This window comes from Bradyrhizobium sp. 930_D9_N1_4 (assembly GCF_052076015.1).
Classification (GTDB): Bacteria; Pseudomonadota; Alphaproteobacteria; order Rhizobiales; family Xanthobacteraceae; genus Bradyrhizobium.
On the sequence record NZ_CP197236.1, the window covers coordinates 3948842 to 3973544 of the forward strand.

Sequence of the window (24703 nt, forward strand, 5' to 3'; positions counted from 1 at the left end):
CGCCGGAACCCGAGATTGCACGATTCTCGCCGCGCCCCTATCGTGGGACCTCATATTTATCGACCAAACCCCTGAAACAAGGCGGAAAAGCGATGTCGTCCACACGCGTGATCAAGGCCAACGGGATCGATCTGTTCATCCGCGAAGCGGGCCAGGGTCCGCTGGTGGTGCTGTGCCACGGCTGGCCGGAATTGTCTTACTCCTGGCGCCACCAGATTCCGGCGCTGGCGGACGCCGGCTTCCACGTCGTCGCCCCCGATATGCGCGGCTACGGCCAGAGCGCAGCGCCGGCAGACGTCGCCGCCTACTCGATCTTCGACACGGTCGGTGACATCGTCGGCCTGGTGCAGGCCCTCGGCGAGAGCAAGGCCATGGTGGTCGGCCACGACTGGGGCGCGCCGGTTGCGTGGCATGCGGCGCTGTTCCGGCCTGACATCTTCACGGCGGTCGCGGGTCTCAGCGTGCCGCCGCCGTTCCGCGGCCGCGGCAAGCCGCTCGACCTGTTGCGCGCGAACGGCGTCACCAATTTCTACTGGCAGTATTTTCAGACACCCGGCGTCGCCGAGGCCGAGTTCGAAGATGACGTCGCTCGCACCATGCGCATCGTGCTCGGTGGCCGCGGGCTCGCCGATCCCAGCGCCGCGATGTTCGTGCAGGACGGCAAGGGTTTTCTCGGCCACGGCACCCCCGAGGAGCCGCTGCCGGCTTGGCTCAGCGAAGCCGACCTCGCCTATTTCACCGAGACCTTCCGCAAGTCCGGTTTCCGCGGCGGGCTGAACTGGTATCGCAATCTCGATCGCAACTGGGAGCTGACGGCGCCCTGGCAGGACGCGCAAATCCACCAGCCCTCGCTGTTCATCGCCGGCTCGAAAGACGCCGTCATCACCGGCCTGATCGGCGCCAAGCGCGTCAACGAGCTTGAGCGCGTGCTGCCCAACCTCACGCGAAAACTGATCATCGAGGGCGCGGGCCATTGGGTGCAGCAGGAGCGGCCCGACGAGGTCAACGCCGCGCTGCTGAAGTTTCTGCGCGAGGCGGCGCGCTAGGCGAGATTTTTCTCATCGCGATGTGCGCCGCGCCGGCTTCCCCGGCTTCGGCAAATCCCCGCCGCAGATAGAACCGGCGCGCTGCCGAATTGCTCGCAAGCACCGAGAGCGTCAGCGCCGTGATCCCTCTCTGGTGCGCACTGGCTTCAAGTGCATCGAATATCTCCGAGCCGAGACCGCGACCGCACTCGGCCGGCAGCAGCGCGATATCGATGATATGCCAGGACTCGCCGGCGCAATGGAGCAGCAGCCGGCCGATCTCGGTCTCGTTTCGCGTGACGACCCACGAGATCGCATCGGGGTATTGCGCGGCATAGCCGGCCGCCTGGCTGCGGAATTGTTGCTCGACGATCTGCTCGAGTATCGGCCCGGACAGTCCTGCGGCGGTGAATTGCCCGCCCCTGACCTCGCTGAAGAGCTGCCGCATGAACGACGCGTCAGAGGGACGGCTGGGCCGCAGTCGCAAATCCGGATCGCTCGGGACCAGGCCGAACGGCGCGCCGTCGTCGCTCATGCCCACGCGTTATTGGAAGCTTGGAAATATTCCCGCAGTGGCGATGCAGTAGATCAGGGCCTGGGTCGGCTGCATGTTGTCGTGAGGCAGACCCTGCCCGGTGAACGTCACGGCGTTGGGCGAAAAGGTGAGATTACCGGGCGGATCCACGAAGCCGTTGAACAGCGGATTGAGCGCGACCATGTTCATTCCCGTCCCGGGGCCGGGCGCGGCGTTCTGTGCGGTGCCGCTGCCAAGCTGGAGCGTGTGCGTGTGCATCGCCATGTTGTCGCCGGTCAGGCTGACTTGTGAGCTGCCGACGACCTCACCGACCACGCGCGGCTGAAGTCCTGGCCCGTTCCCCTGGCTGATCGCGACCGAGCCGTTCAGATTGGGCAAGGCGAAGTTGGTCGTGCCGTTGCCGCCATAGTTGGTGCCGATCAGCGCATACAGCGGAGTAAAGGCTTGAATGGCGACGACCTGTCCGAAGCAAGGCAGCCAGATATTGTTGAAGCCGCCAACCGCAAAGGCAAACGGAAATACCTGAATTTCGCCGACGAAAGGATCTGACATGTTGCTTTCCTCAAGACAGACACAGTACGGGCGTGGCCTAACCCTGTGACGGGAAAATGCCGTTGATGCAGATGCAGTAGTTGGCGACGACGGTCGGCATCATGTTGTCATGTGCGATGCTCCTGCCTGCCGTGGTGACACAGGGAGCCATCGCCAAGTAGGGAGCGGCATTCGCAATCGGAGAATAGAGATTGCCGGATGAAGACGTCGCCAGGTGTACGGTCGCCCCCGGCGTTGCCGTGTCGGCGGTGGCCGTCGAGGACATCAGCGAATGGCTGTGCACCGGCATTTCCGCTTCAATCAGCGTATGCTCTTCCTGTCCCGCAATCTGACCCATCGTATAGGTGGGAAGGCCCTGTCCAGTCCCCTGGCCGATCGGCACGCGACCGCGCAGGTCAGGAAGATTGAAGGTCTGCACGCCGTCGCCGCCGTAGGTGGTACCGATGACCGCATAAAGGGTGTCGTATTGCGAGATCGGCAGCGACTGCCCCGCACAGGCCATCCAATCATTCGGAATCCGCGCAAAGCCAAACAGACGTATCTCGCCGATAAATGGATCTGCCATCGCAAAACGTCCCTCTCTCTATGCGCGCCAGCCCGGCTGTGCCGATGGACGTGACGCGCGATTGGTCGAAGCGTTGAAGTTGATCCGGTTTGCGGAAACCCGCTCCCGGAAGCTCTAGTTTCGCGATGGGTAGAGGCCCTGCATCGCGATCAAATAGCTGATGACGAGATAGGGCTGCATGTTGTTGTGCGGCTGGCCGCCGCCCTCGTTCAGCAAATTGGTGCCGGTCGCCAGCGGGGTCTCGGCATTTCCGGCAGCCAGGAAGATGTTTTTCCCGACGGGGGCCGTGCTTGTCGCAAAAATATTGTTCTCGGGCGTAGCGCCGCGCCCCTGGCCGTTCGCAGCCGTCGCCTGGATCATGTGATTGTGCTGCGGCAGCTGAAGACCGGTCATGTTGACCGTCACCGATCCGCTGATCATGCCGACCGGATATGCGCCGGCGCCGCCGCTCGAACCGAGGATGGCACGGCCGCGAAGATCCGGTAGGCAGAACGTTGTCACGCCATTGCCGCCATAGTAGGTGCCGAGCAGCGAGAACAGCGCCTGATTGGTCTGGATCGCCAGCTGCGCGCCGTTGCACAGCGCCCAGCCTCTGGGAATCACGGCGCCGGCGAAAGGCATGATCTGCCCCAAAACAGGCTGGTACGGCATAACTCCTCCCCCAAAAAATCAGGTGACCTGTCGTGTGACGATGCGAACGACGACGGCGCGACTTAAATTAAAGAATGAATTTTGAACGGCCCACTCGTTGAGATTGTTAAACAGCCTGCGTCGACAGTCAAGCGAGCACAACCGTAAATCATCCTGATGTGATTGCGGCAATTGTTACTCAAGCACGCATTTGTTGCCGCAATGCAACGCTTCGCCGGAAAGTAGTGCTCGGGGGTAGGGTTTCGGGCCGTTCAGGACCTGCGCGCGCTTGCATTTGTTTGCGGCCTCCCCTCCTAAATACACGCAAGAATATACGCGAATAATTACACAATCAGGGATTTCAGGGCGGAGGCTCTCTTCTTGGGGGCTGCCGCGAGGGGGGCCGGTGAGTCACGCAATTGCTGTGGCCGTGCCAGAAGTAACCGGGGAATTGGCGGGCTCGGCGCACAGCAGCCGGTCCGGACATTGGCGCATATTGGGGACTTTTTGGCGCGCGGTTCAAAGCCTCTGCTTCGCGGCCATCCTGTTGATCGGTGCCACCGCGGCAGCGAATGCGGCGTGCAACGTCACGACCGGCTCGACAAGCGCTGCAACGATCACGATCAACGGCACCGGCGGCGGAAACACCGTCGGTCTTTGCGTCACCAACAATACCGTGGCGTGGGGCCTTTATGGCTCGTCGAATGGCACCAACCCCGGCGTCGACGCCTTCAACAATTACCCGATGACGGCGGGCGGGCTCACACCGACAAATCTGAGCTACACGGGGAGCAAGGGGACGTACACGATCGTTCCCGTGCCGGATGGCGGGTTCACGTCGTTTCCCGAATACGACATCACGCTCAACTCGCAATCGGGCGGTGGAACCGACACGATCACGATCTGGTACGCGAGCGCCTGCACGGTGGCCAACCAGTGCAATTTCGCGACCGCGCTGACCGACACGTCCTTTACGATCACTGTCAACCTGCCGACGCCATCGGTCACGGCTGTCTCTCCGACCTCGGGACCGGTCGCGGGCGGCAACAGCGTCGTCATCACCGGCGCGAATTTTACCGGCACGACCGGCGCCGGCGGCGTCAAGTTCGGCGCCACCAATGCCACCAGCTACATTGTCAACTCCGCGACGCAGATCACGGCGGTCGCGCCGGCCGGCAGCGCCGGTACCATCGACGTCACCGTCACCAATGCCGGCGTCACCTCTGCGACATCGGCCGCTGACCAGTACACCTACGTCAACCCGCCAACGGTCACCTCGATTACGCCGGCTGCGGGTCCTACGACCGGCGGCACAACGGTGATTGTCACCGGCACGAATCTGTCAGGCGCGACGGCTGTCGCGTTCGGTGGAACAGCGGCGACCGGTTTCACCGTCAATTCAGCGACCCAGATTACCGCAACGTCGCCGGCCGGCACGGGCACCGTTGACGTCACCGTCACAACACCCGGCGGCACGTCGGCGACGTCGGCCGCCGATCAATTCACCTACGTCGCCGCGCCGACCGTCACCTCGATCTCACCGCCCAGCGGGCCCGGAGGTGGCGGCACGACCGTCACGATCACCGGCACCAACTTCTCCGGCGCCACGGCCGTGGTTTTTGGCGCGACCGCAGCGACCGGCTTCACCGTCAATTCGGCTACCCAGATCACTGCGACATCTCCGGCAGGCACCGGCACGGTGGATGTGCGGGTGACGACCGTTGGCGGCACGTCGGCGACCTCGGCGGCGGACCAGTTCACCTATATTCCCGCCCCCACCGTCACCTCGATTTCGCCGACCTCGGGTCCGACGGCCGGCGGCACATCGATCACGATCACGGGTACCAACTTCACCGGCGTCACGGCCGTGTCGTTCGGCGGGAGCGCTGCCACCGGCTTCACGTTCAATTCGGCGACGTCGATTACCGCGACCTCGCCGGTCGGCACCGGCGTCGTGGATGTCAGGGTCACGACCCCGGGCGGAACGTCGGCGACATCAGGAGCGGACCAGTTCACCTATTTTGCGCCGCCGACAGTCACCTCGATTTCGCCGACCGCAGGTCCTACGACCGGCGGCACAACGGTGATCATCACCGGCACGAATCTGTCAGGCGCGACGGCTGTCGCGTTCGGTGGAACAGCGGCGATCGGTTTCACCGTCAATTCAGCGACCCAGATCACCACAACGTCGCCGGCCGGCACGGGCACCGTTGACGTCACCGTCACGACACCAGGCGGGACGACCGCGACGTCGGCCGCCGATCAATTCACCTACGTCCCTGCACCGACCGTCACCTCGATCTCACCGATCAGCGGGCCCGGAGGTGGCGGCACGACCGTCACGATCACCGGCACCAACTTCTCCGGCGCCACGGCCGTGGTTTTTGGCGCGACGGCAGCGACCGGCTTCACCGTTAATTCGGCAACACAAATCACCGCGACCTCACCGTCCGGCACCGGCACGGTGGACGTCCGCGTCACAACCGTTGGAGGTACATCTGCGACCTCGGCCGCGGACCAGTTCACCTACATCCCCGCGCCCACCGTCACGTCGATCTCGCCCATCGCAGGTCCCACGGCCGGCGGCACCACGGTGACGATCACCGGCACCAACTTCACGGGCGTCACGGCCGTGTCGTTCGGCGGGAGCGCTGCCACCGGCTTCACCTTCAATTCGGCGACGTCGATCACCGCGACCTCGCCGGCCGGCACCGGCGTCGTCGATGTCAGGGTCACGACCCCGGGCGGAACGTCGGCGACTTCGGCGGCGGACCAGTTCACCTATATCGGCCCGCCGACAGTCACGTCGATCTCGCCGACATCGGGCCCGCTGGCCGGCGGCACGACGGTGATCATCACCGGTTCCAATCTGTCGGGAGCGACGGCGGTGACTTTCGGCGCGACGCCAGCGACCGGCTTCACCGTCAATTCGGGGACCCAGATCACGGCGACCTCCCCCGCGGGCACCGGCACCGTCGACGTCAGAGTGACGACCACGGGCGGCACGTCGGCAACCTCCGCAGCGGATCAGTTCACCTATATTGCTGCGCCGACCGTGACCTCGGTCTCGCCGATCTCGGGCCCGTCCACCGGCGGCACCACAGTTACGATCACGGGCACGGGCTTCTCGACCACGACAGCCGTCATATTCGGCGCCACCGCGGCGTCAGGCTTTACCGTCAATTCGGCAACCCAGATCACCGCGACCTCGCCGGCGGGAGCCGGCACAGTGGACATCCGGGTGACCAACCCTGGCGGCACGTCGGCAACGTCGGGGGCCGATCAATTCACCTATGTCCCGGCGCCAACTGTCACCTCGATCTCGCCGACCCTCGGACCGGCGGCCGGCGGCACGACTGTTACCATTACCGGCACCAATCTCTCGGGTGCGACCGCCGTGAATTTCGGCGCAACGGCCGCCGCGGGCTTCACAGTCAATTCGGCGACGCAGATCACCGCGACCTCGCCGGCCGGGGTCGGTGTCGTGGACGTCAGGGTGACCACCACGGGCGGCACGTCCGCAACCTCGGCGGCTGACCAGTTCACCTATTTCGGCACGCCGACGGTGACGTCGATTTCGCCGGCGGCCGGCCCACTCGCCGGCGGAACGTCGGTGACTGTGACGGGCACCAATTTCACCGGCACGACAGTCGTGAAATTCGGCGCGACCAACGCAACCAGCTTCACGGTCAATTCGGCCACTTCCATCACTGCAACCTCCCCTGCCGGAGCGGGCACGGTTGACCTCACGGTCACGACGCCAGGCGGAACGTCGGCCACTTCCGCCGCAGATCAATTCAGCTACGCCGCAGCGCCGGCGGTCACGTCGGTCGCACCGAATGCAGGGCCCGCAACAGGCGGCACCACGGTCACGATCACCGGCTCCGCGTTCACGGGTGCGACCGCCGTCAAATTCGGCGCAACCAATGCCGCGAGCTTCACGGTCAATTCGGCTACCTCGATCACGGCGACCTCGCCCGCCGGCACCGGCACGATCGATGTCACCGTGACGACACCGGGCGGAACGTCGGCGACATCGGCGTCGGATCAGTTCAGCTTCACGCCCGCCCCGTCGGTCACGTCGATCTCGCCGACCTCCGGCCCCGCGCTGGGCGGCACATCGGTGGCGATCACGGGCAACGGCTTCACGGGTGCCACCGCGGTAAAGTTCGGCGCCAACAATGCGACCAGCTTCACGGTGAACTCGGCGACCTCGATCACGGCAACCTCACCGGCCGGCGTCGGCACGGTCGATGTCACCGTGACGACGGTGGGCGGCACGTCGCCCACCTCGGCTGCGGACAGGTTCAATTATCTCTCCGCCACGACGGCAACGGGTCTCACCTCGTCGCAAAATCCTAGCAGCTACGGCCAGTCGGTCACGTTCACAGCCACCGTCAGCAGCACCGGCGGCACGCCGACGGGAACGGTGACCTTCAACGACGGCGGTACGCCGATCGGCACGTCCACGCTGGCGGCCGGCGTCGCCACCTTTGCGACGACGACGCTCGCCGTCGGCAATCACACCATCACCGCGACCTATAACGGCAGTCCTGCCTTCAACGCCTCGACCTCTCCGGCCCTGAACCAGTCTGTCGACATTCCCGCCGACAGCGCCAAGCTGCGCGCGCTCCAGCTCAACGTCACCAAGATCGTGGCGCAGAGCTCGGGACAGGCGATCTCCGGTGCGATCGACACCGCGATCTCCGAGGGCTTCAGCGCCGGCGGGCAATACATCACGCCGGGCGCCGGCGGGCTGCGCGTCAATTTCGCCGCCGCGCCCGATGGTGACGACGACGACAAGCCCGGGTCCGCTTCCCAGGGAGCCTCGCCCCAGGGGGCCAATGCCTATGCCGGCAATGGAAGCTCCGGCCGGAGCGGTCGCGGGACGCGCGGCGCCTCGCGGATCGACGACGCCTTCGCCGCGATTGATCGGGCCTCGCCAACCAAGGCGCCGATTGCGCGCTTCAGGCAGCAGAAGGACTGGCTGTTCTGGGTCGACGTGCGCGGGACCGGCATCGACCGCTGGGGGTCATCCGCCAACATCGGTCAGGGCGTCGGCCAGGCCACGCTCTACGGCCAGCAGATCAACCTGCTCTCGGGCCTCACCTACAGGGCGGCGCCGAACCTGCTGGTCGGTGTGACCGGCGGCTATGAGAATTTCAGCTACACCCAGACCGACATCAACGGAAAGCTGAAGGGCGACGGCTGGACCGTCGGCGCCTATCTCGGCTGGAAGATCATCCCGACGCTGCGCTACGACGCGGCGGTCACCTATTCCGGCATCGGCTATGACGGCACCGCCGGCACGGCTCAGGGCAATTTCAACGGCAATCGCTGGATGTTCGCGACCGGCTTCACCGGTAGCTACAATTGGGCCAATTTCAATATCGAGCCGTCGGCCAAAGTCTACGCGCTGTGGGAGCATGAGAACGCCTACACGGATTCGCTCGGCACCCTGCAGGCCGCCCGCACCTTCTCCAGCGGCCGCGCCTCGGCGGGCAACAGGGTCTCCTATCCCGTGCCATGGCTCGATAGCGTGCTGCTGCTGCCCTATGCCGGCGTCTATGCCGACTACTACTTCACCCAGGACGATGCAGCCGCGATCGTCGCCGCGGGCGGCATCCCGCTGGCGTCCACGCCGCTGCTCCAGGGCTGGTCGGCGCGTGTCACAGGCGGCATCGGTGCAAGGCTCGCGGGCGGAGCCACGGTCGGCTTCGGCGCCGAACTCGGCGGCATCGGCGGCAACACGCAGATCTGGACGTTCTCGGGACGCGCGCGCATTCCGTTCTGACGTCCAATGGACTGATCACCGGGGGTGACGGCACCTTGCCGCCAGCCAGATCTGCCTGTGCCCTTACTGTCTAGACTTAGTAGAGGCCGCGGCCGCTCAGGATGCTGCGGGCCTCGGCGGCGCCGTCAGCCGACGGCGCAGCATTCTCGGCTGCATAGCGGCCGTCCTGCTCATAGGACACGGCACGGGCGTTCTGGAGCGCCCGGCCCCGGCTGCGGCTCGAGGCCGACATCTCCGAGGTCGCATTGAGCGAGGCCATGTCGGCGGAGGTGTTGCCGAGATTGTACGGTCGCCCCTCCGGCATCGGGACATCGCCGCGAATGCTGCCCCGGTTTGACGACGCCAGCTCCGGTACGAAGGGTCTTGCCGAAGCGACCCGGACCATCGAGGGCGACGGCGCCGGAATCCCGGTACGCAGGGTCGCCATCAGCTGGCGGTCGTCGGAGCCTTCGAGCGGCGCCCGGCCGACATATTCGACACGGACCTTGGCGACGCCATTGCCTTTGAATTCAAGCAGTTCGGCAGCTTTGTTCGAGACGTCGATGAGCCGGTTGCCGTGATAAGGCCCGCGGTCGTTGACGCGCACGACGAGCGACTTGCCGTTCGAGATATTGGTGACCCGCGCGTAGGACGGCATCGGCAGGGTCGGATGCGCCGCCGTCAGCGATGTCATGTCGAACACTTCGCCATTGGCGGTCAGGCGGCCGTGGAAGTCGTCGCCGTACCAGGACGCCATGCCCTCGGCGCGGTAGTTGACGTCTTCCTCCGGCACGTAGGTCTTGCCGGCCACGACATAAGGCTTGCCGATGCGGTAGGTGCCGCCGCCCTTGGGGACGGGGTCTCCAGCCGCCACAACACGTGGGCTCGAGGACACCCCGTATTTCGGATCGACCCGGCTGGCGAATTTGTTGGAGGACGCGCAATTGGCGAGCGCAAGGCAGGTCGCGACCGCCGCAACACCGCGCACGGCCCGCAAAACCGAATCTGACTGTCGGATCCCCATGCGCCCCAAATACCACTTCGCCGGAGGCGTACCCAACCCGCTTTGGCTACGGGGAGCGCTGTCCGGCCCTTCTCGCCCGAGGCGGCCCACCACCGCGTCAGACGCAGTAAGGATAACGCAACCCGAACACGGCGGAAATGGGGAGCCCCCAGCGATCCCGCCGGGATGGTAAACGGGACGTTCGCTTCTCCCCGTTGATCTACGGAGCGATGGCGCCGGCCATGTGCCAGTCCTGGACATTCTGTTGCGCCAAATCCTCACTCCACCCCCATTGTCGCGAACTTCCCTGGAATTCTTTTGACTGTGCAAGGCCGCACGCGTTTTCTCGCATGCAAGGGCAGGATCTGGAATTTAACGATGATCGAGACGGTTTCGGCACTGATGGGTTTGGTAAGCGCGGGGATCTTCTTGGCCCATGCGTTCGAAGGTTACCGCTCGAGGGCCTGAGGGCATTCGCGCGGACGGCAAGCATCACCTCTTTCAAGACGGCTCGTTCGGACAATTTTAATCAATCCGACCGAGCATCGAAGACGAGAGCGGCAGGTGTCCCATGCGCAACCATGACCTCGTATCCGATAGCTTCCTGGCATTGACCGCAGGCGGATTGGTCCTGCTCTGCTCGAGCCTCGTGGCGCTGGCTTTCGCCTGAGCGCTACCACCACTTTTCTCTTTTCTAACTACAACTACACCGCGATGCAGCATGCGATGTGTTTTGGATTGCCCTGCTCCCGTTTAGTTGATTGAATTTCTGCATTCGGCGCCTCGACTCATTTCAAGAGGCCATCACCAACGAAGGTGACGCAAATGCTTGCTGAGAAATTTTTCCTGGTTCTGGAATCGCTGATCCGCGGCGACCGCACCTATCCCGACGGTAGTCCCAGGGTGATCAGCACGTCCGCGCATGTGCCGGTGAAGCTGCCGGGCGGGAAATAGCCGGGCTCGTCTTCGGACGCCGGACGCGCTCAGCGCAGCCCCAATAGCGAGCGGCGATAGAAGCCGTCGCGGGCTTCGCTGAGGCAGACGAAGCTGCCGTCAAAGCCCTGGCGATATCGTTTCTGGCTCCTGGTGTAGTAGACGCCCTTTTTGAAATCGAGCCAGACCACCTGGTCGTGCGGACAATGACGCTGCGCCTGCGCCTCGTAGCGGAATGGCGTCAGCGGCGTCGCCGACACCTCGGCGCTGCCGCTGCCAATCAGGGTCGTGGCCGCAAGGGCGACCAAGCCGGGCCAACTGCCGAAGCTGCTTCGAGACACACCCCGTCTCCCGATCCAAGCCGCCATTCAAACCATCCTGCAACGGCGGTTCGGTAAGCTAACACGAGACGGCACCATCCGTGAAAGGCAGCAACCGCACCTCGCGTCTTCCGCCAGCCATCTTGTCGGGCTACATGGAGGCGAGATCATCCCCCGGCGAGGATACTGCCTGAATGTCGGCTGAGCCTGCACCAACGACCGAAGCCCGTCCGCCCGCGCCGCGCCTGGGCCTGGGCCTGCTGCCGATGATCATCTTCGGCTCGCGCTGGCTGCAATTGCCGCTCTACCTCGGACTGATCGTCGCACAGTGCGTCTACATCGTGCTGTTCCTCAAGGAGCTCTGGCATCTCTCCTGGCACGCAATCGATCTCACCGAACAGCAGATCATGATGAGCGTACTCGCGCTGATCGACGTCGTGATGATCTCCAATCTGCTCGTCATGGTGATCGTCGGCGGCTACGAGACCTTCGTCTCGCGGCTCGACCTGCAAGGCCATCCCGACGAGCCGGAATGGCTTGGCCACGTCAATGCGAGCGTGCTGAAGATCAAGCTCGCCATGGCCATCATCGGCATCTCCTCGATCGCGCTGCTACGCACCTTCATCGAGGCCGGCAATCTCGGCTCGAACCGCGCCGGCTTTACCGAGACCGGCGTGATGTGGCAGGTGCTGATCCACATTACTTTCATCCTGTCCGCGATCGGCATTGCCTATGTCGACAAGCTCAGCGAGTCCGGAATGCGCAAGCATGCGGAGTGAGGGCCGCCCGCTTGCCCTGCAACCGGCTGCCCGGCTCGCAAGGCGTGCTGCTCAGGCCTTTGCCTCAAGCTGCGCAATCGCCTGATAAAGGCATTCCTGGAATTTCTGTGCGACCTGCTCGCGGGACACGCCCTTGCCAGTGAGATCGCCTGACACCTTGTCGACGACATCGTTGATCGTCTGGCTCTCCAGATTGTCCGTCACCAGAGCGGTTGCGTAGCTTGCCGCAGCTTCACCATTGAGCCCGAGCTGGCCTGCGGCCCAGAGCCCGAGCAGCTTGTTGGACCGGGCCGCGGCCTTGAACATGAGCTCCTCGTCGTGGGCGAATCTGGCTTCAAAGCCCTGCTCGCGCTTGTCGAACGTGGTCATGGTCAGCTCCAATGCGTTTTCGCTTGATGAGGATCGGGCTTGCCGCGAGCGAACGTCTCCGTGGTTCTCGTCAGTTTGGGATCATTTGAATCTTCCTCCCGGAAGGCAAACGCCGTCAAGCCTGCGGCACGGCGCGTGCACGTCACCAGCCCGGCGCCAGCCAGGTCGGCTAGGCACAATATTTACCATTCGTTAAGGGGACTCGGTGCGGGATGGCCCGAGGACATCGCGAGCTGACGCATGAACAAAGAGCTGCGGGAGTTTCGACGACTTGAGCGGGTCTGCCTGGAACAGGCCGCCCTCTCCACCATGGATCTCGCGCGAAGCGGGTTGCTCAAGGTTGCCGACGATTGCCGCATCGCAGCCGAAGCGATCGAGGCCCAAGCACCTCGCGGCGCATTCGCAGGGGCCGTCCAGGCACTCAAGCTCGCCTTGAGCACGACCCGCGTTTCGAACCGGCACTAAGCCGGCATCGATCAGGAATTGCCCGGATCGCTACAAGCAGCTGAAGCGGTCAGGTCTTTTCCGGCGTCGCTTCACGCGCAAGGCGTTCGGCTCTCAGCCGTTCCTTGTTGGCGTAAAATGCCTTCTGCGCCTCTTCGTGATCGCGCATGGCTTTTTCAGCCTCGATCCGGCGTGTGGCATCGCGCGCCTGGCGCTGCTCGGGGGTCAAGGGTTTGCGTCGGAAGGAAAGGTCTTCGGTCATGCGGAGACAACGCGGGAACCCGAAAACGGTTCCATGAACCGAACCGGCCTCAGCCGGCCGGCAAAACTCCAATTTATCAAATGGTTCGGGCTCTATCCTATTGCTTCACGCCCGGCCGTTTGACGCCTGTGAGAGGACATTGCGGCGCGGCCGGTATCGCGCTGCGAACGGGCGGATCCGGATAGTATTGGGTGTTCTGCTGGACCTCGCGCGCCAGCTCCGTGCCGCCGAGCAGCGTGATCAGCATCAACGCCTCGTCGAGACCGGCCGAGATTCCGCCACCCGTCAGACGATTGCGATCCAGCACGAAACGCGGATGTCCATCGGCAACCTTCACCTTCGGGAACAGCGCCGGGAAGCAGTCCAGGAACGCCCAGTGCGTCGTCGCGAAATAGCCGTCCAGCAGGCCGGACGCCGCGAACAGCATCGCCCCCTCGCAAACCGAGCACATGAATTTGGCACCGGCGGCTTGCCTGGTCAGAAAATGAAAGTAGGTCCGGTGCGGATCGTTGATGATCTCGGTGAGTGCGGCCGGATCTCCGCCGGGAATCCAGACGGCATCGTACTGGGTGCATTCGGCGAAGGACTTCTTGACCTCGAACGGAAACCCCCGATTGCGAAACCGCTTCATTCCCGGCTTGGCGGCGACGATCTCGACGTCGAAATTGGCCCAGTCGAACATCTCGAAGGGGCCGGCGACGTCGAGCATGTCGACGCCGTCATAGACGGGGATACCGATCTTCATGGCGAACGATCCTCCCCGCCGACCTCGGACCTCAATGTTTGTGGCCTGCCGGTGTCGCCTTGGGCGTTCCCGCCGGTTTGGCATGGCGCATGCCCGCCATCCCGAGGCCGCCGCCGGGCGCGTTGAGATCGGGAACGATCGCGATGTTGGCCATCATGCCGGCGTCCTCATGGTCGAGGATGTGGCAATGCAGGACGTACTCGCCGATGTAGCGGTCGTACCGCGTCCTGACGCGGATCTGATAATTGTTCTCGACGATGATCGTGTCGCGGAACGTGTGCCACATGCCGCAATACTGGTTGGCCAGTTGCTGCGGGTCGGCATACACGATCTCCGGTTTGCAGGTGCCGTCGGGATTGTAGATCGATATCTGCTGTCCGTTGGCGTTGGTGGTAACGACGTCGATCACCTGGAACGGATTGACGTGGATATGGAAGATGTGCGGCTCGCCTTGCGCGGAGAGCAGCCAATCGTCTGTGGTGTTGACCTCGCGCGTGAAGTTCACGACGTCGGGGTCGTATGAGTTGTTGTTGACCGTGAACTTCGGGAAGTTGATGGCGAAGGCAGCCTGCTGCTCCTGGCTGCCTGCCACGGGCGGTGCAAGGTTCTCGAACGGCGCCCACGGCCGCAAATCGCCATCACGCAGTCCGGTGCGAACGGGATCCGGCAGTGTCGGATTGGCGTCGTACAGCGCTTTGCCGACATAGGCCTGCAAATCGCCGGTCACAGGTTGGCCTCCGCGCACATGAACGTAGGCCAGCAATTGCGGCGTCGACGGCCCCTGCCCGCCGCCATTGCCGTTGGACACGCGTTCGGCCGGCGGCGCGGCCTGGTTGAGCAGACAATAGTCGCCGTCCGAGGGGAAGACGACAAGGATATCGCTGCGATAGCCGGGCTGCATGTAGTTCGATTCAAGCACGCCGCCGACCTGCGAGGCGCGCACGGTCCGCAGCTTGGCGCGGGTCAAGCCGTCGTTCGCGATCTCGAACTGCGGGACCAGCGTGCCGGGCGAGGCGTTACAGGCGGCCAGGAGATCGGCCTTCTGCTGCTGGCGGTTGCCGCTCAGCGCTGAGGTCGCGATCAGGTTCGTTGCGCCAACGGGCGTTGCGCGCACGATCTGAACGTTGATCGTGTCGTGAATGCCGGCGTGGACGAACCGCCAGCGCTGGATCTCGCCGGCCGGCAGAGTGAGCGTCGGCTGCACGATGCCGTTGACGCTGGTGAAGCGGCCGTTGGTGTCCCAGATGCTGGGGGAGTCGAGTTGCAGACCGAAATTCTCGACGACGCCAGCGCTGACCGGGTTGCCGGGGGTCGCGAGCGGACAGGTCCACGGCGCATTGGCGATGTTGGCAGGGCTGTTGGCGTTATAGAGCCCTTGCGTGGTGTAGATCTGCTGCCACGGGCCTCCCGACTGGTTCGGCTGGTTGGCGAAGCAGGCATAGGCGATCTGCTGGAACAGGAAGAGCTGCTCCTTCAGCGGCGCGCCGTTGACGTCGTGCAGCACCGTGTCGATATCGGCGATCGGCTTCGGGTTCTGCGGCGTCGGCGGCGTGTAGGGACGCTCGCCCTTCACGACGAGCACACCCGAGGCACCGCTCGCCACCTGCACCGCCGTCGAGCCGTGGCGGTGCGCGTGATACCAGAACGTTCCCGCCGGATGGTCGTTCGGGATGTTGATCTCGTACGGAAACTTGGTCTGCGGCGCGATATTGAGCAGCACGTTGTCGCTGTTGCCGGCCGGCGAGACGTGCAGGCCGTGCGTGTGAAGATTGGTGGTGTTGAAGCACCCGACCAATGCCGGCAGGCCAAGTCCCGCTGGTGGATTGGGCAGGCAGCTTGGATCATCTTTCGAGAGCTGGTTGATCAGATCGACGCGCAGCGTGTCGCCCGGCTTGACGAAGATCGCGGGGCCCGACTTGCAGCCGCCGTACGAACGCAGCTCGACCGGATCGAGGCCATCCGGTTGCGGATCGGTCGGATCGGGATTGTTGATGAAGAAGCGCGCGCGCACGAAGTTGAGCACCACCGAGACGATCGAGCCGCTGCGCGAGATCGACCCTTGCGGCCGACAGCCGCCCACGGTTGCCGCCACGGCGGCCTCCAGCGCCACCACGTTGCCCTGCCCCGGCAGCGTCGGCGGCGGTTCGAACGCACGGGGAGCCGGCGCCGCAAAGGCCTGAACGCCTGGTCCGAGCGTGGCGATGACAAGACCAATTCGCGCAAAGCTTTTCATCATGTTGTCCGCCCCATTGGTTCCAGCAGGTTGCTCGAAGGGTTGCTTGAAGGCATGTCGGCACGCCGGCGCCGCCAGAACGGACGATCGGCCCAGCGCGACACGCTGCCGTAATGTTCGCCCAGCGTGGCCGCGTAGACCGCGGCCTCGCGCGCCACCCACGCGCCATAGCGATCGAGGGCGGCGGCATCACCGCGCGCAAGGCAGTCGCCGGCGGCATAGGCGGCGAACACGCCCGAGCGCATGGCCTTGACGACGCCATGACCGGAGATCGGATCGAAAGCGCTGGCGGCATCGCCTGCGCAGAGGAAGCGGAAGCCCACCGTCATTGCCGCGTAACGGCCGCCCGCAGGGATCAAGCAGGGTGTGTCGAGCCGAATGATCTTGTCCGCCACCGCCGAGACGAATTGCGTCCTGGCGAGCGCTGCGCGCCAGCCATCCGGGGTGCTCAGCCTGAGGCCGCGAGCAAGATCGGCATCCGTCATGCAGGCGAAGGCGCGCCTGCCCTCGCCCAGCGCCAGCGTGTACCACCAGCCATCCTCAAACGCCTCGACGAGCAATTCCGGCGCAGCCGGTCCCGACGTCGTCGCCTCAGCATAGGCCGCAATCAGGCGGTCCTGCGCCATCGTCCGCAAGCCCTGGCGATAAGCGAGTGCGCGGGTGCGGCCCGTCGCATCGATCACCAGTCTCGCCGAGTGGCTATCGCCGTTCTCGCATGCAACCGACCAGCCGCCCGCTTCACGCTCAATCCGAGAGACTTTTGCATCGACGCGCTGAGCCGCGCTACAGGCCTCCGTTGCGATCCAGCCATCGAACGCCGCGCGATCGACGCGCCACGACGGGCCGCGCGCCTCGAGCAGAAATTCGCTCGACGTCAGGCCGGCTTCGTCCCACGACATCAGCGTCCGATGCGACGGCGCAAACTCCTGCGCCAGAAAGGCCGGCCACAAGCCGAGCTGACGCAGCACCGGCTGGATCAGCGGTGACAACACCTCGCCACGGCCTTGGCCGCGTCCTTGCCCTCGGCCCCGCTCGTCCGGCGCGATCACGGCGACCCGAAGCTCCGGCGCACACGTCGCAAGCGCGCGCGACGCGGCCGCGCCGGCTGGACCTGCGCCTGCAACGATGATGTCGAACGCGGCCAAGATCAGTCGGCCCTGACGGCGTAGAACGACGCGACCACGCCGGCCGGCGCCACGGTACCTGGCGAGCCGCCGCTGTGCGGGATGGTCCGGATCACCGAGCCGACGATGGCCGGACGCTGGTCAACGCCATTGGGCCAGGCCGGCACCAGCGAGCCCCAATAATCGTAGATCCATTCCTCGCCGCCGACGACGCCGGTGCCCTGGAAGCGCACCTGCATCGGCGAGCCGTAGGCGCGCGATCCCTTCAGGGCGAGCGACCAGCCCGGGCCGCCGATCGTGCCAGCCAGGAGCTGCATCGGCCCGTCCGCGATCTCGATCGTGCCGCGACCGAATTCGAGATTGTTGAAGGCCGTGTTGACGTCGGGATCGTTGAGCAGGCTGCGATAGGTCCAGTTTCCGACGAAGGGATTGTCGCTCATGATGCCTCGCTTTTCGGATCGGGCTTCGGCCCTGTTCGTTCGACGCTGATGTATTTGGCGTTGTAATTGTCGGCAGGCTGGACAGCCGGCTCGTAAGGATTGCGCACGATGAAGCCGAGCTTGGACCACTCGGTCACCATCTTGAGGTCACCGACGGGTGTCTGCGGAACGCCGCGACTCCACGTGGTCCACGCGTAACTCGGCTTGCCGTTGACGACGGACGCGATCTCGAACGACTGCAACGGCCTGTGCGCCGGCCACCACAGGGTGGTCCAGGTCTTCTCGTCGCGCCGCAGCCGCTCATCATTGTCGCTATCAGGATAAAGGTTGTTCCAGTCCGCGTAGGTGATGTTGATCGGCTGCGTTGTGCACTCGTTGAAATCGGACTGCCAGGGCAGGCCCATGTACTTGGTGAGGTCGCCGGGCTGCAGGCCGGTCGCGAAATCATTGTTCTGGCTGAGTGGCGACTCGACATTGAAGGTCGGGTCGGCGATCACGCTGCCTCCGGACTGATTGGCCTGGGCGGCACTCTGGAGAAAATCCGAGACGCTGCGATCGGCGTTGATGCGATACGGCGCCCAGTAGATCGAAGGATTGCGCATCACCCAGCCGAGCTCCCCGCCCGGACAGAAGGCGCCGCCCAGCACGTTGCTGAGCACGCCGCGATCGAGCTCGCGGCCGGTCTTCGGCGGCGTCTTCGGATAAGGCGTGAAGGGCGAATAGCCCTTGGGCAGCCAGCCCTCCTCCTTCTCGTTGATGAACCAGCCCCGCGCCCACTGGCCGATGATGAAGAGCTGGTACTCGGTGAGATGGAGAAACTTCGACGGCGTCTCGTTGGACAGCGGATTGTCGCCGCACAACAGCGGCATCAGCGGCAGTGAATGGACGCGCGACGACGCGCGGTCCTGCACCTGGAACGCGTTCGCCTCGCCGGCGCGGCGCAAGAGATCGAACAGGAAACGGCGCATCGGTCCGTAGGGATCGTCCGCCTTGTCATGGCGCGTTGGACCGGCGACCGCCGCCACCGCCATGACCGCCTCGCCCTGGCTGGCATCACGCAGCGGCGCGTCCGACGGCGTCTCCGTCGCGGTTGGGCGCGTTCCGCGCTTCGGTGTCTGCGAGAGCTTGTCGGGATCGAACGTGCCGCGCTGCGCCTGGTCGTGCGGGTAGTTCGATTGCTGAAGGATATCGCTCAGATAGCGAAACTCATCGGGGCGGAACAGGATCGGCCAGATGTCGCGATAGAACCACGGCCGGTAATTGCGATTCCAGGCGAGGCGCCCCGCCTGCCAATGGCGCAGCGCCGCCTCGTCGCGGAACGGAATCTGCTGCGGATCGTCGTAAGTGCCGAGTGTGCCGTAGACGCCGGTGTCGGTCGCGAACTCGCGCGCATAGAGATCGTACAACACCTCGTCCATCGTGATCATGTCGAGGATCTGCGGCGCGAAGCGCGGATAGCCGACCACGACCCACGCCGGAAATTCGACATCGATGTAACGGGTCTGGCTGACCTGCTTCGAATACATGATCAGCCGCGCCATCACAGGGCCGTCGGAGATGTCGTCGTACCAGCCGTCGGTGTTGGCATAATCCTCGATCTTGGGACCGAAGCTGCCGCTGACATCCATGCCCGAATTGCCGTGACCGCCGAGCACGACAAGGCGAGCCTTGTTGTCGGTCATCATCTCGCCCAGCGTATCGATGTCGAACGGCTGGATCCCCCTGGGGGGAAACGTGGTGGCGTAGCCGCCGGGACCACCGGAGCGGTCGAAATGCGCACGGCGGTTGGTGGTCGCGTTGACGCTGCGCGGGCCGGGATCGATGATCAGGAGGTCGCGGTCCTGGCCGGTGATGTCGGCATTGCGACGCGCGCTGCCGGGCGCGTAGCCATGCTCACCCTTGAGCTCGGTGAACGGATACCATGAGGCTTTCTTGTTGGCGACATAGACGCGCCACTGGATATCGACCAGCACGCCATGATTGCCGCCACCCTCCACGGCATCGCCGAGCTGGAGTGGCCGTCCCTCGGGGGACTCATCATCATAGACGAAGATCTGGAAGCGCGCGGCCTGCCGCTTCACGCGGCCCTGCGCGTCCTTGAATGTCTTGACCGGAACGGGCGTGACACCGTCGGGTCCGTGCAGGGGATTGCCGAAACTGTCGCAGGCCTGCGGCATGGCCGCGGGTGTCTCGGGCGCGAGGTAGAACTCGCTGTCGCTGTTGCCCAGGCGCGCGATGCCGATGCCCGGATGGATTCGATACGTCGCCATGACTTCCCCGCCACCTTCTCAACCAAGGAGATTGCTCAATCCAGGAAACTGATCGACACGCCCTCGAGCTTCAGAAGCTCCCTCTCCTCCTGATAGTCGCCACCGATCACGACCAGCGTGATCTGTAGCGGCCCCTTCTTCTTGAGCGCCTGCTTCGCGGCGGCCGTGACGTCGATGCGATGGACGCGCGGCGTGTTGTGGCTGCGCCCACGCTGGTCGAAGCGCCGCGGCTGCGGCGGCGGGATGTCGCAATGGCCGGGCCCGCCGTAGCAGGCGCCATGTCCGAAGATCGAGATGTAGCCGGCGAAGTGCGGATTGCCCTTGATCGGCGTCGAGGCGTCCGCGCCGGGCTCGTTCAGGAAGGCGCGCACGAAACAGGAGCGCATCAATTGCGGCACCTGGTGCAGGCGGATCTCCGCGCGTTTGAAGCTGCGTGCGCCTTGCGGCACGGTGATCGGCTGCGACACGAAGCGGCTGACCGGCGCCTCGATCCCGACCGGCATGAAATGCGAGCTGCGGACGTACTCGTAACCGAACGGCGCGATGTCGAGCGTGTCGCGGATGGTGTAGTTCCACGGCGACAGCACCGAATCCAGATCGGCCGGCACCGCATTCGGATTGAGCTTCTGCCACTCCCACCAGATGCGATCGATGTTGACGTGGATCGGCCAGAACACGGGGTCATAGGACGCGGTCAGATTGCTGAACATGTCGCCGAGGCCCGGCTGCGAATACAGGTCCGAACGCGCGTGGAAGCGTCGCCCGCCGACCTGCGCGGCATCGTTGCGGCGGTTGGCGAGCACACGGACACGCTCGGCCTCCGGGCCCGGTTGCGGCGTCGCTCCCGTCGCGGTGGGGCCGTCCTTGCAGACATAGACAGCCTGCCCAGCATCCGGATTTTGTCCGCCGGTCCAGATGTGCATGGTGTTGTGCGGATTCTGGTCGAGGAAGCCGAACGCCGCGTCGTAGATGCTGCCGCCGCCGAAATCGCGAAAATTATTCAGGCTCAGAATCTGGGCAATGTCGTCGGCCGAGGGGTAATGATAGTTGATGACCTGGTTGATCGTTCCGCCGCCGCGATATTCGGCGGGATAGCGCAACGGATACCAGAGCGAGTTCGACTGAAGCAGCGCGTCGATGAAACGCTGGCGGTTGGCATTCTCGGGATCGGGCGTGACGGCCGCATAGCCGATCTTGCCGATGACATAGCAGAAGAAGCCGTGCTGCGATGTGAAGGTGACGCGGTCTTGCGCGAGCGCCAGGATCGCCTTCTTCTGCGCCGCCGTCGGCGCCGGGTCGAGCGCCGTCACCAGAATCTCCGCCGCCTCCTCGGTGAGATAGGCCTTCATCGCGTTCGGGATGATGCTGCCCTTGTCCGGTTCTTCCGGCCGGTACTCCGGCATGGTGAAGTCCCAGTACGGCAGCATCAGACCGGGCTCGAAGTCCTGGAGGTTCTGCTCGAACTCGTAGAGATAGGCCCGGTGCCATGGCAGGAAGCGCTCCCAGCCATGCTGGCAATGGTTCTGGTGGACCAGCGCCTGGTTGTTGTAGCTGCGCCTGTCCTCGGGCCAGCGATTGAGCGAATAGAGCTGGCGAAAGCCGCGGCGCAGACGCTCGATCTGCGGCTCGCTCATGCAGTCGATGTTCATGCGCCGCCTGGGCTCGCCGACGCCCGCGGCCGGCGCGTAGCCATCGGCGGCCTCCGCAAATTCGGCGATCTCGCTCACCCGCACGATCGTCGGCTTGGCCGGCTTGCCGGGAGCGAGCTCGACCGCGACGCTGGTCGCATCATCGGGGCAGCCGGCGTCGATCCAGTCGGCAATGCGATCGATATCCGCAGGCGCGACGCGCTTGCCGCCCCATGGCAGCGCCGGAAAGCGGCCGCCATCGAATGGGGCCTCACCGCGCAATCCCTTGATCAATCCCGATGCGTCGCTGCGCGCATGCGGCGGAATGCAGCAGGCATGGCCTTCCGGCACCGGCGCGACCATCCTGATGCCGAAGATCTCGGCCGCCTCCAGCGCCTGCGCGCCCTTGTCCCAGAACCGCCCCGCCCCGCCATAGTCGGCCGTGCTGTCACCCGCGGCTTCATCGAGGATCGCCTTCACACGCGCGTAAGCGACGGTCAGTGCTTCGGTGTCCATTCGAGCCCCCGGGGCCAGACGAAGAAGGCGGGGCGAACGTAATCACAACTTGGGGGTGATGTCATTACATCACGCACCTGCGCGCCGGCACGGGCGACGAATATTTTTCTCAGGTAGCGTGATCTATTTCATACAACCGAGATGAAAAGCGAGACTTCGGAGTCTGTGTTCGCGAACGAGTTCGTCTTCGACAGCTTCGGTCGGACTGGAGCGCGGACCGCCTGCCCCACAAAACTTTTCGAAAACAACCCCATGCACAGTAGCCGGTGCGTTTGGAATCAACAGCTTGCCCGGGCCGCCGAGTCCGATAGTTGACTCGTCGGGCAAAACAGGGGCATAATGCGATTATTCCGAAATCGATCGCGCCGGCTTGAGCTGGCCCCCGCCAAGGCCGGGATTGATGGCGAGCGACGATCCCGCGGCGCCGCCGGCCTCATAGGCCGTCATCGACACCATCCGGCTGGTGCTGCGCTGGGTCCGGAGCTTGAGGTCGAGCTTGTCCAACTCCGCATCGACCACCGAGGTCTTGAGGACCACCAGCCCGCGGCCGGTGCTTTCGTTGACCTGATCGCGACTGGCCTTGATCGCCACCAGCCTGTCCGCGATGGACGCCACCATTCCGAGCGCGAAGGAGGCATTGGCCAGGTGCCGTTCCTGGTGCCGGAACCTGGAGTAGTCGACCGAGGTCTTGAAGCGGCCCAGCTCGGCGCGGACGGCGGCATCGATCAATTCGGCCAGGTAATGCGCGACCTCGACATCCGCGCCGAGACCGAAGAACACATAGCTATTCTCGCTGCCTGCGTTCTTCTCGCGCCAGACCCGGCAATCGCAGAAATGAGCGATCGCGCCGATGCAGTCGTCCAGGGGAATTCGCTTCTTGCGATGGGTCTCAAAGACCCTCCGTTCGCACGGCGAGGCGCGCAGCTCGACGTCGGAGAGCGACAGATCGTGGCGATCCAGCAGCTCGGCAACCTTGGCGGCGGCAGACAGCGCCTCGTCCTCGGTACAGCCATTGGCGATGGTCTTGGCGCGCAACGCCTGAATGCGGAGTTTTAGCTTGTCGAGCGTGGGCGGATTGGATGTCGTCTGGTTCACGGATCACTCGCTTGGGATCCGACCGACGAATCCGGTCGGTCGACTGGCGGAAGGGTATCCGCCAGCAACTCACGCATCGGGTCAAGTTTGTTACTCTTTTTTCCGCACCCTCCCAAACTATGCGGAATTATCCGCCGTAGAATGGGGGTCGGATAACCCGAGAGAGCAAATTGGTTCGGCTATTTCGGGACGAGATCCGCGACATGCTCGGGAGGTTGGAGACCCGGCGAACTCAGCCAGCCGTCAATGCGCAAAGCCGTTTCAGCCTGTCTGGCGCGCCTGAGGTACAGTTCCCGCTGTGGACCCGGAGGGACTTTCTCGGCGGCTTCCCTGAATTTTTTAGCCTCTTCGGCAAGCCGTTCCTGGAAGGATTTGACGTGCCTCACACGACGCCGTTGCATGGCCTTGTCTCCATACTTGCGCAGGTGTTCTCCATGTTCCTGCGGAATAGCCGAGAAATATTTCGGCCGTTCGAAAAATCAAGACATTTTCAGACCTTCGAAAAGCTGGTTCGTCGGCGTGACGCAGGACCTCACGGCGTTGATCCGGAGAAGGCCGCTAAGGCAACCTCGTTGCCCGAATGGCACGACGTGCATCAGGCGATCAGCGAGCCAGCGAAACCCTTTGTAGAGCGCCGCCGCCTTCCGTTTTCCGACGGACACCAGGCGGAACGAACTCCAACAAATGTTAGTTAGTCGCTTCGCAAGCAACGGCCCGGCCATGTGTGAGAAGTGCATCCCGTTCGACAAGCAGATCGCGCGCTATCGCTTCTTTCAAGGGCGCGTCACCGATCAGCAAACCCTGGATACCATAAAGCGCCTGCTCGCAGAGCTGGACGAGAAGAAGAAGGCCAACCATCCGGACAGTGAGTCCGCGCCGTAGTTCGCTGCCGGGGCGGTCCGCAGGGAGGCCTGATTTAGCTCGCTCGAACCCTAACAGACGTATTTTCTCCGCATCACCGGCTTCGGCTTTGTCCCCACGCGCGGACACGCAAAAGCGGCGGCACTCGCGTTAGCGCGGCTTCGCAGGCTGCTCGCTTTGCGGTTTCACGGTCATGTTGCTGTCCGGCATTTTGTCTCGTCCCTGATCTCCATTGTCGTCTTTCCCGCCGGACGACGAGGTTCCACTTCCACTGGTCGAACCGGATGACGTCCCGGTGGTGGCGCGCGGATCTTTGTTCGGTGACGTCGAGCTGGCCGCGGGGTCGCCGACGACGGACCCTCGTCCACTGGGAGCCCCTGCGGGCTGCGCTGACGCGCTGACAGTCAAAATTGCAATCAGGCCTGCTGCGGTCGACAGTGATAGTTTCATGGTGCACTCCCGGGATGATTGCGCCAACCGGCGGGATGGATGGTCCGTTCCTATTCACAAGCCTTTTTTGCAGTCTTCTTTTCGCGCCCCGCTTAGGTTCAGGCCGAAGCACCCTCCAAGCTCGTTCTCGATCGAGATGGCTTGTTCACGG

The 24703-nt window shown here is 64.2% G+C and carries 22 protein-coding genes; 7 read left to right on the forward strand and 15 right to left on the reverse strand.

Translation table 11 applies throughout. From position 1 onward, the window contains the following. The first annotated feature begins 92 nt into the window (after positions 1-92). Positions 93-1046, forward strand: a complete 954-nt coding sequence (locus AB7532_RS18575; RefSeq protein WP_441236214.1) for an alpha/beta fold hydrolase — start codon at positions 93-95, stop codon at positions 1044-1046. Here the strand turns inward: AB7532_RS18575 and AB7532_RS18580 are convergent. The 4 genes from AB7532_RS18580 to AB7532_RS18595 all read right to left on the reverse strand — a co-directional run bounded on the left by AB7532_RS18580 (position 1003) and on the right by AB7532_RS18595 (position 3328). Beyond that, positions 1003-1560: a GNAT family N-acetyltransferase gene (locus tag AB7532_RS18580; protein WP_441236215.1), complete on the reverse strand. Its 558-nt coding sequence runs from the start codon at positions 1558-1560 to the stop codon at positions 1003-1005. The genes AB7532_RS18575 and AB7532_RS18580 overlap by 44 nt on opposite strands. A 9-nt stretch (positions 1561-1569) precedes the next feature. After that, complete coding sequence (locus AB7532_RS18585; protein ID WP_441236216.1) at positions 1570-2112, reverse strand: phage tail protein; 543 nt, start codon at positions 2110-2112, stop codon at positions 1570-1572. A gap of 37 nt (positions 2113-2149) precedes the next feature. Next, positions 2150-2677: a phage tail protein gene (locus tag AB7532_RS18590; protein WP_441236217.1), complete on the reverse strand. Its 528-nt coding sequence runs from the start codon at positions 2675-2677 to the stop codon at positions 2150-2152. Positions 2678-2791: 114 nt separating this feature from the next. Continuing rightward, positions 2792-3328 (reverse strand): phage tail protein, encoded by a 537-nt coding sequence (locus tag AB7532_RS18595; protein ID WP_441236218.1) that lies wholly within the window; start codon positions 3326-3328, stop codon positions 2792-2794. A gap of 526 nt (positions 3329-3854) precedes the next feature. Between AB7532_RS18595 and AB7532_RS18600 the strand changes: the two genes are divergently transcribed. Then, positions 3855-9101 carry an IPT/TIG domain-containing protein gene (locus AB7532_RS18600; RefSeq protein WP_441236219.1) on the forward strand — a complete coding sequence of 1749 codons (5247 nt, stop codon included), beginning with the start codon at positions 3855-3857 and terminating at the stop codon, positions 9099-9101. A gap of 76 nt (positions 9102-9177) precedes the next feature. On the opposite strand, the gene AB7532_RS18605 is transcribed toward AB7532_RS18600, so the two are convergent. Continuing rightward, positions 9178-10104 (reverse strand): septal ring lytic transglycosylase RlpA family protein, encoded by a 927-nt coding sequence (locus tag AB7532_RS18605; RefSeq protein WP_441236220.1) that lies wholly within the window; start codon positions 10102-10104, stop codon positions 9178-9180. A gap of 804 nt (positions 10105-10908) precedes the next feature. Here AB7532_RS18605 and AB7532_RS18610 point away from each other — a divergent pair. Further along, a complete protein-coding gene (locus tag AB7532_RS18610) occupies positions 10909-11037 on the forward strand; it encodes a hypothetical protein (RefSeq protein WP_441236221.1) in 129 nt (42 codons plus the stop codon). Between the two features lie 29 nt (positions 11038-11066). Here the strand turns inward: AB7532_RS18610 and AB7532_RS18615 are convergent, their stop codons facing one another. Then, a complete protein-coding gene (locus AB7532_RS18615) occupies positions 11067-11357 on the reverse strand; it encodes a hypothetical protein (RefSeq protein ID WP_441236222.1) in 291 nt (96 codons plus the stop codon). Positions 11358-11530: 173 nt separating this feature from the next. Between AB7532_RS18615 and AB7532_RS18620 the strand changes: the two genes are divergently transcribed. Further along, on the forward strand, positions 11531-12115 hold the full coding sequence (locus AB7532_RS18620) for a TIGR00645 family protein (RefSeq protein ID WP_441236223.1): 585 nt from the start codon (positions 11531-11533) through the stop codon (positions 12113-12115). Positions 12116-12166: 51 nt separating this feature from the next. Here the strand turns inward: AB7532_RS18620 and AB7532_RS18625 are convergent, their stop codons facing one another. After that, complete coding sequence (locus AB7532_RS18625; protein ID WP_441236224.1) at positions 12167-12484, reverse strand: DUF1476 domain-containing protein; 318 nt, start codon at positions 12482-12484, stop codon at positions 12167-12169. A gap of 240 nt (positions 12485-12724) precedes the next feature. Between AB7532_RS18625 and AB7532_RS18630 the strand changes: the two genes are divergently transcribed. Continuing rightward, entirely contained in the window at positions 12725-12949 is a 225-nt protein-coding gene (locus tag AB7532_RS18630; RefSeq protein ID WP_441236225.1) for a hypothetical protein, read from the forward strand. A 49-nt stretch (positions 12950-12998) separates the two neighbouring features. Here the strand turns inward: AB7532_RS18630 and AB7532_RS18635 are convergent, their stop codons facing one another. From AB7532_RS18635 to AB7532_RS18670, 8 genes are all read right to left on the reverse strand, one after another. Continuing rightward, positions 12999-13190, reverse strand: coding sequence for a hypothetical protein (locus tag AB7532_RS18635; protein ID WP_441236226.1), 192 nt, complete (start codon positions 13188-13190; stop codon positions 12999-13001). A 97-nt stretch (positions 13191-13287) separates the two neighbouring features. Then, a complete protein-coding gene (locus tag AB7532_RS18640; protein ID WP_441236227.1) occupies positions 13288-13935 on the reverse strand; it encodes a DJ-1/PfpI family protein in 648 nt (215 codons plus the stop codon). 31 nt (positions 13936-13966) lie between these two features. Continuing rightward, positions 13967-16171: a multicopper oxidase family protein gene (locus AB7532_RS18645; RefSeq protein WP_441236228.1), complete on the reverse strand. Its 2205-nt coding sequence runs from the start codon at positions 16169-16171 to the stop codon at positions 13967-13969. Continuing rightward, entirely contained in the window at positions 16168-17313 is a 1146-nt protein-coding gene (locus AB7532_RS18650) for an NAD(P)/FAD-dependent oxidoreductase (RefSeq protein ID WP_441236229.1), read from the reverse strand. The genes AB7532_RS18645 and AB7532_RS18650 overlap by 4 nt, the downstream gene beginning before the upstream one ends. Before the next feature lie 2 nt (positions 17314-17315). Next, positions 17316-17732 carry a hypothetical protein gene (locus AB7532_RS18655; RefSeq protein ID WP_441236230.1) on the reverse strand — a complete coding sequence of 139 codons (417 nt, stop codon included), beginning with the start codon at positions 17730-17732 and terminating at the stop codon, positions 17316-17318. Continuing rightward, the gene (locus AB7532_RS18660; RefSeq protein ID WP_441236231.1) at positions 17729-20002 is read right to left on the reverse strand and encodes a LodA/GoxA family CTQ-dependent oxidase; all 2274 of its coding nucleotides are present in this window, start codon (positions 20000-20002) and stop codon (positions 17729-17731) included. Before AB7532_RS18660 ends, AB7532_RS18655 begins: the two co-directional genes overlap by 4 nt. 35 nt (positions 20003-20037) lie before the next feature. Further along, a complete protein-coding gene (locus tag AB7532_RS18665; RefSeq protein WP_441236232.1) occupies positions 20038-22146 on the reverse strand; it encodes a tyrosinase family protein in 2109 nt (702 codons plus the stop codon). A gap of 345 nt (positions 22147-22491) precedes the next feature. Then, on the reverse strand, positions 22492-23241 hold the full coding sequence (locus AB7532_RS18670; protein WP_441236233.1) for a DUF7168 domain-containing protein: 750 nt from the start codon (positions 23239-23241) through the stop codon (positions 22492-22494). A gap of 203 nt (positions 23242-23444) precedes the next feature. On the opposite strand from AB7532_RS18670, the gene AB7532_RS18675 reads away from it, so the two are divergent. Beyond that, positions 23445-23936: a hypothetical protein gene (locus AB7532_RS18675; protein ID WP_441236234.1), complete on the forward strand. Its 492-nt coding sequence runs from the start codon at positions 23445-23447 to the stop codon at positions 23934-23936. 25 nt (positions 23937-23961) lie between these two features. Further along, positions 23962-24123 (forward strand): hypothetical protein, encoded by a 162-nt coding sequence (locus AB7532_RS18680; protein ID WP_441236235.1) that lies wholly within the window; start codon positions 23962-23964, stop codon positions 24121-24123. The last annotated feature ends 580 nt before the right edge of the window (positions 24124-24703 follow it).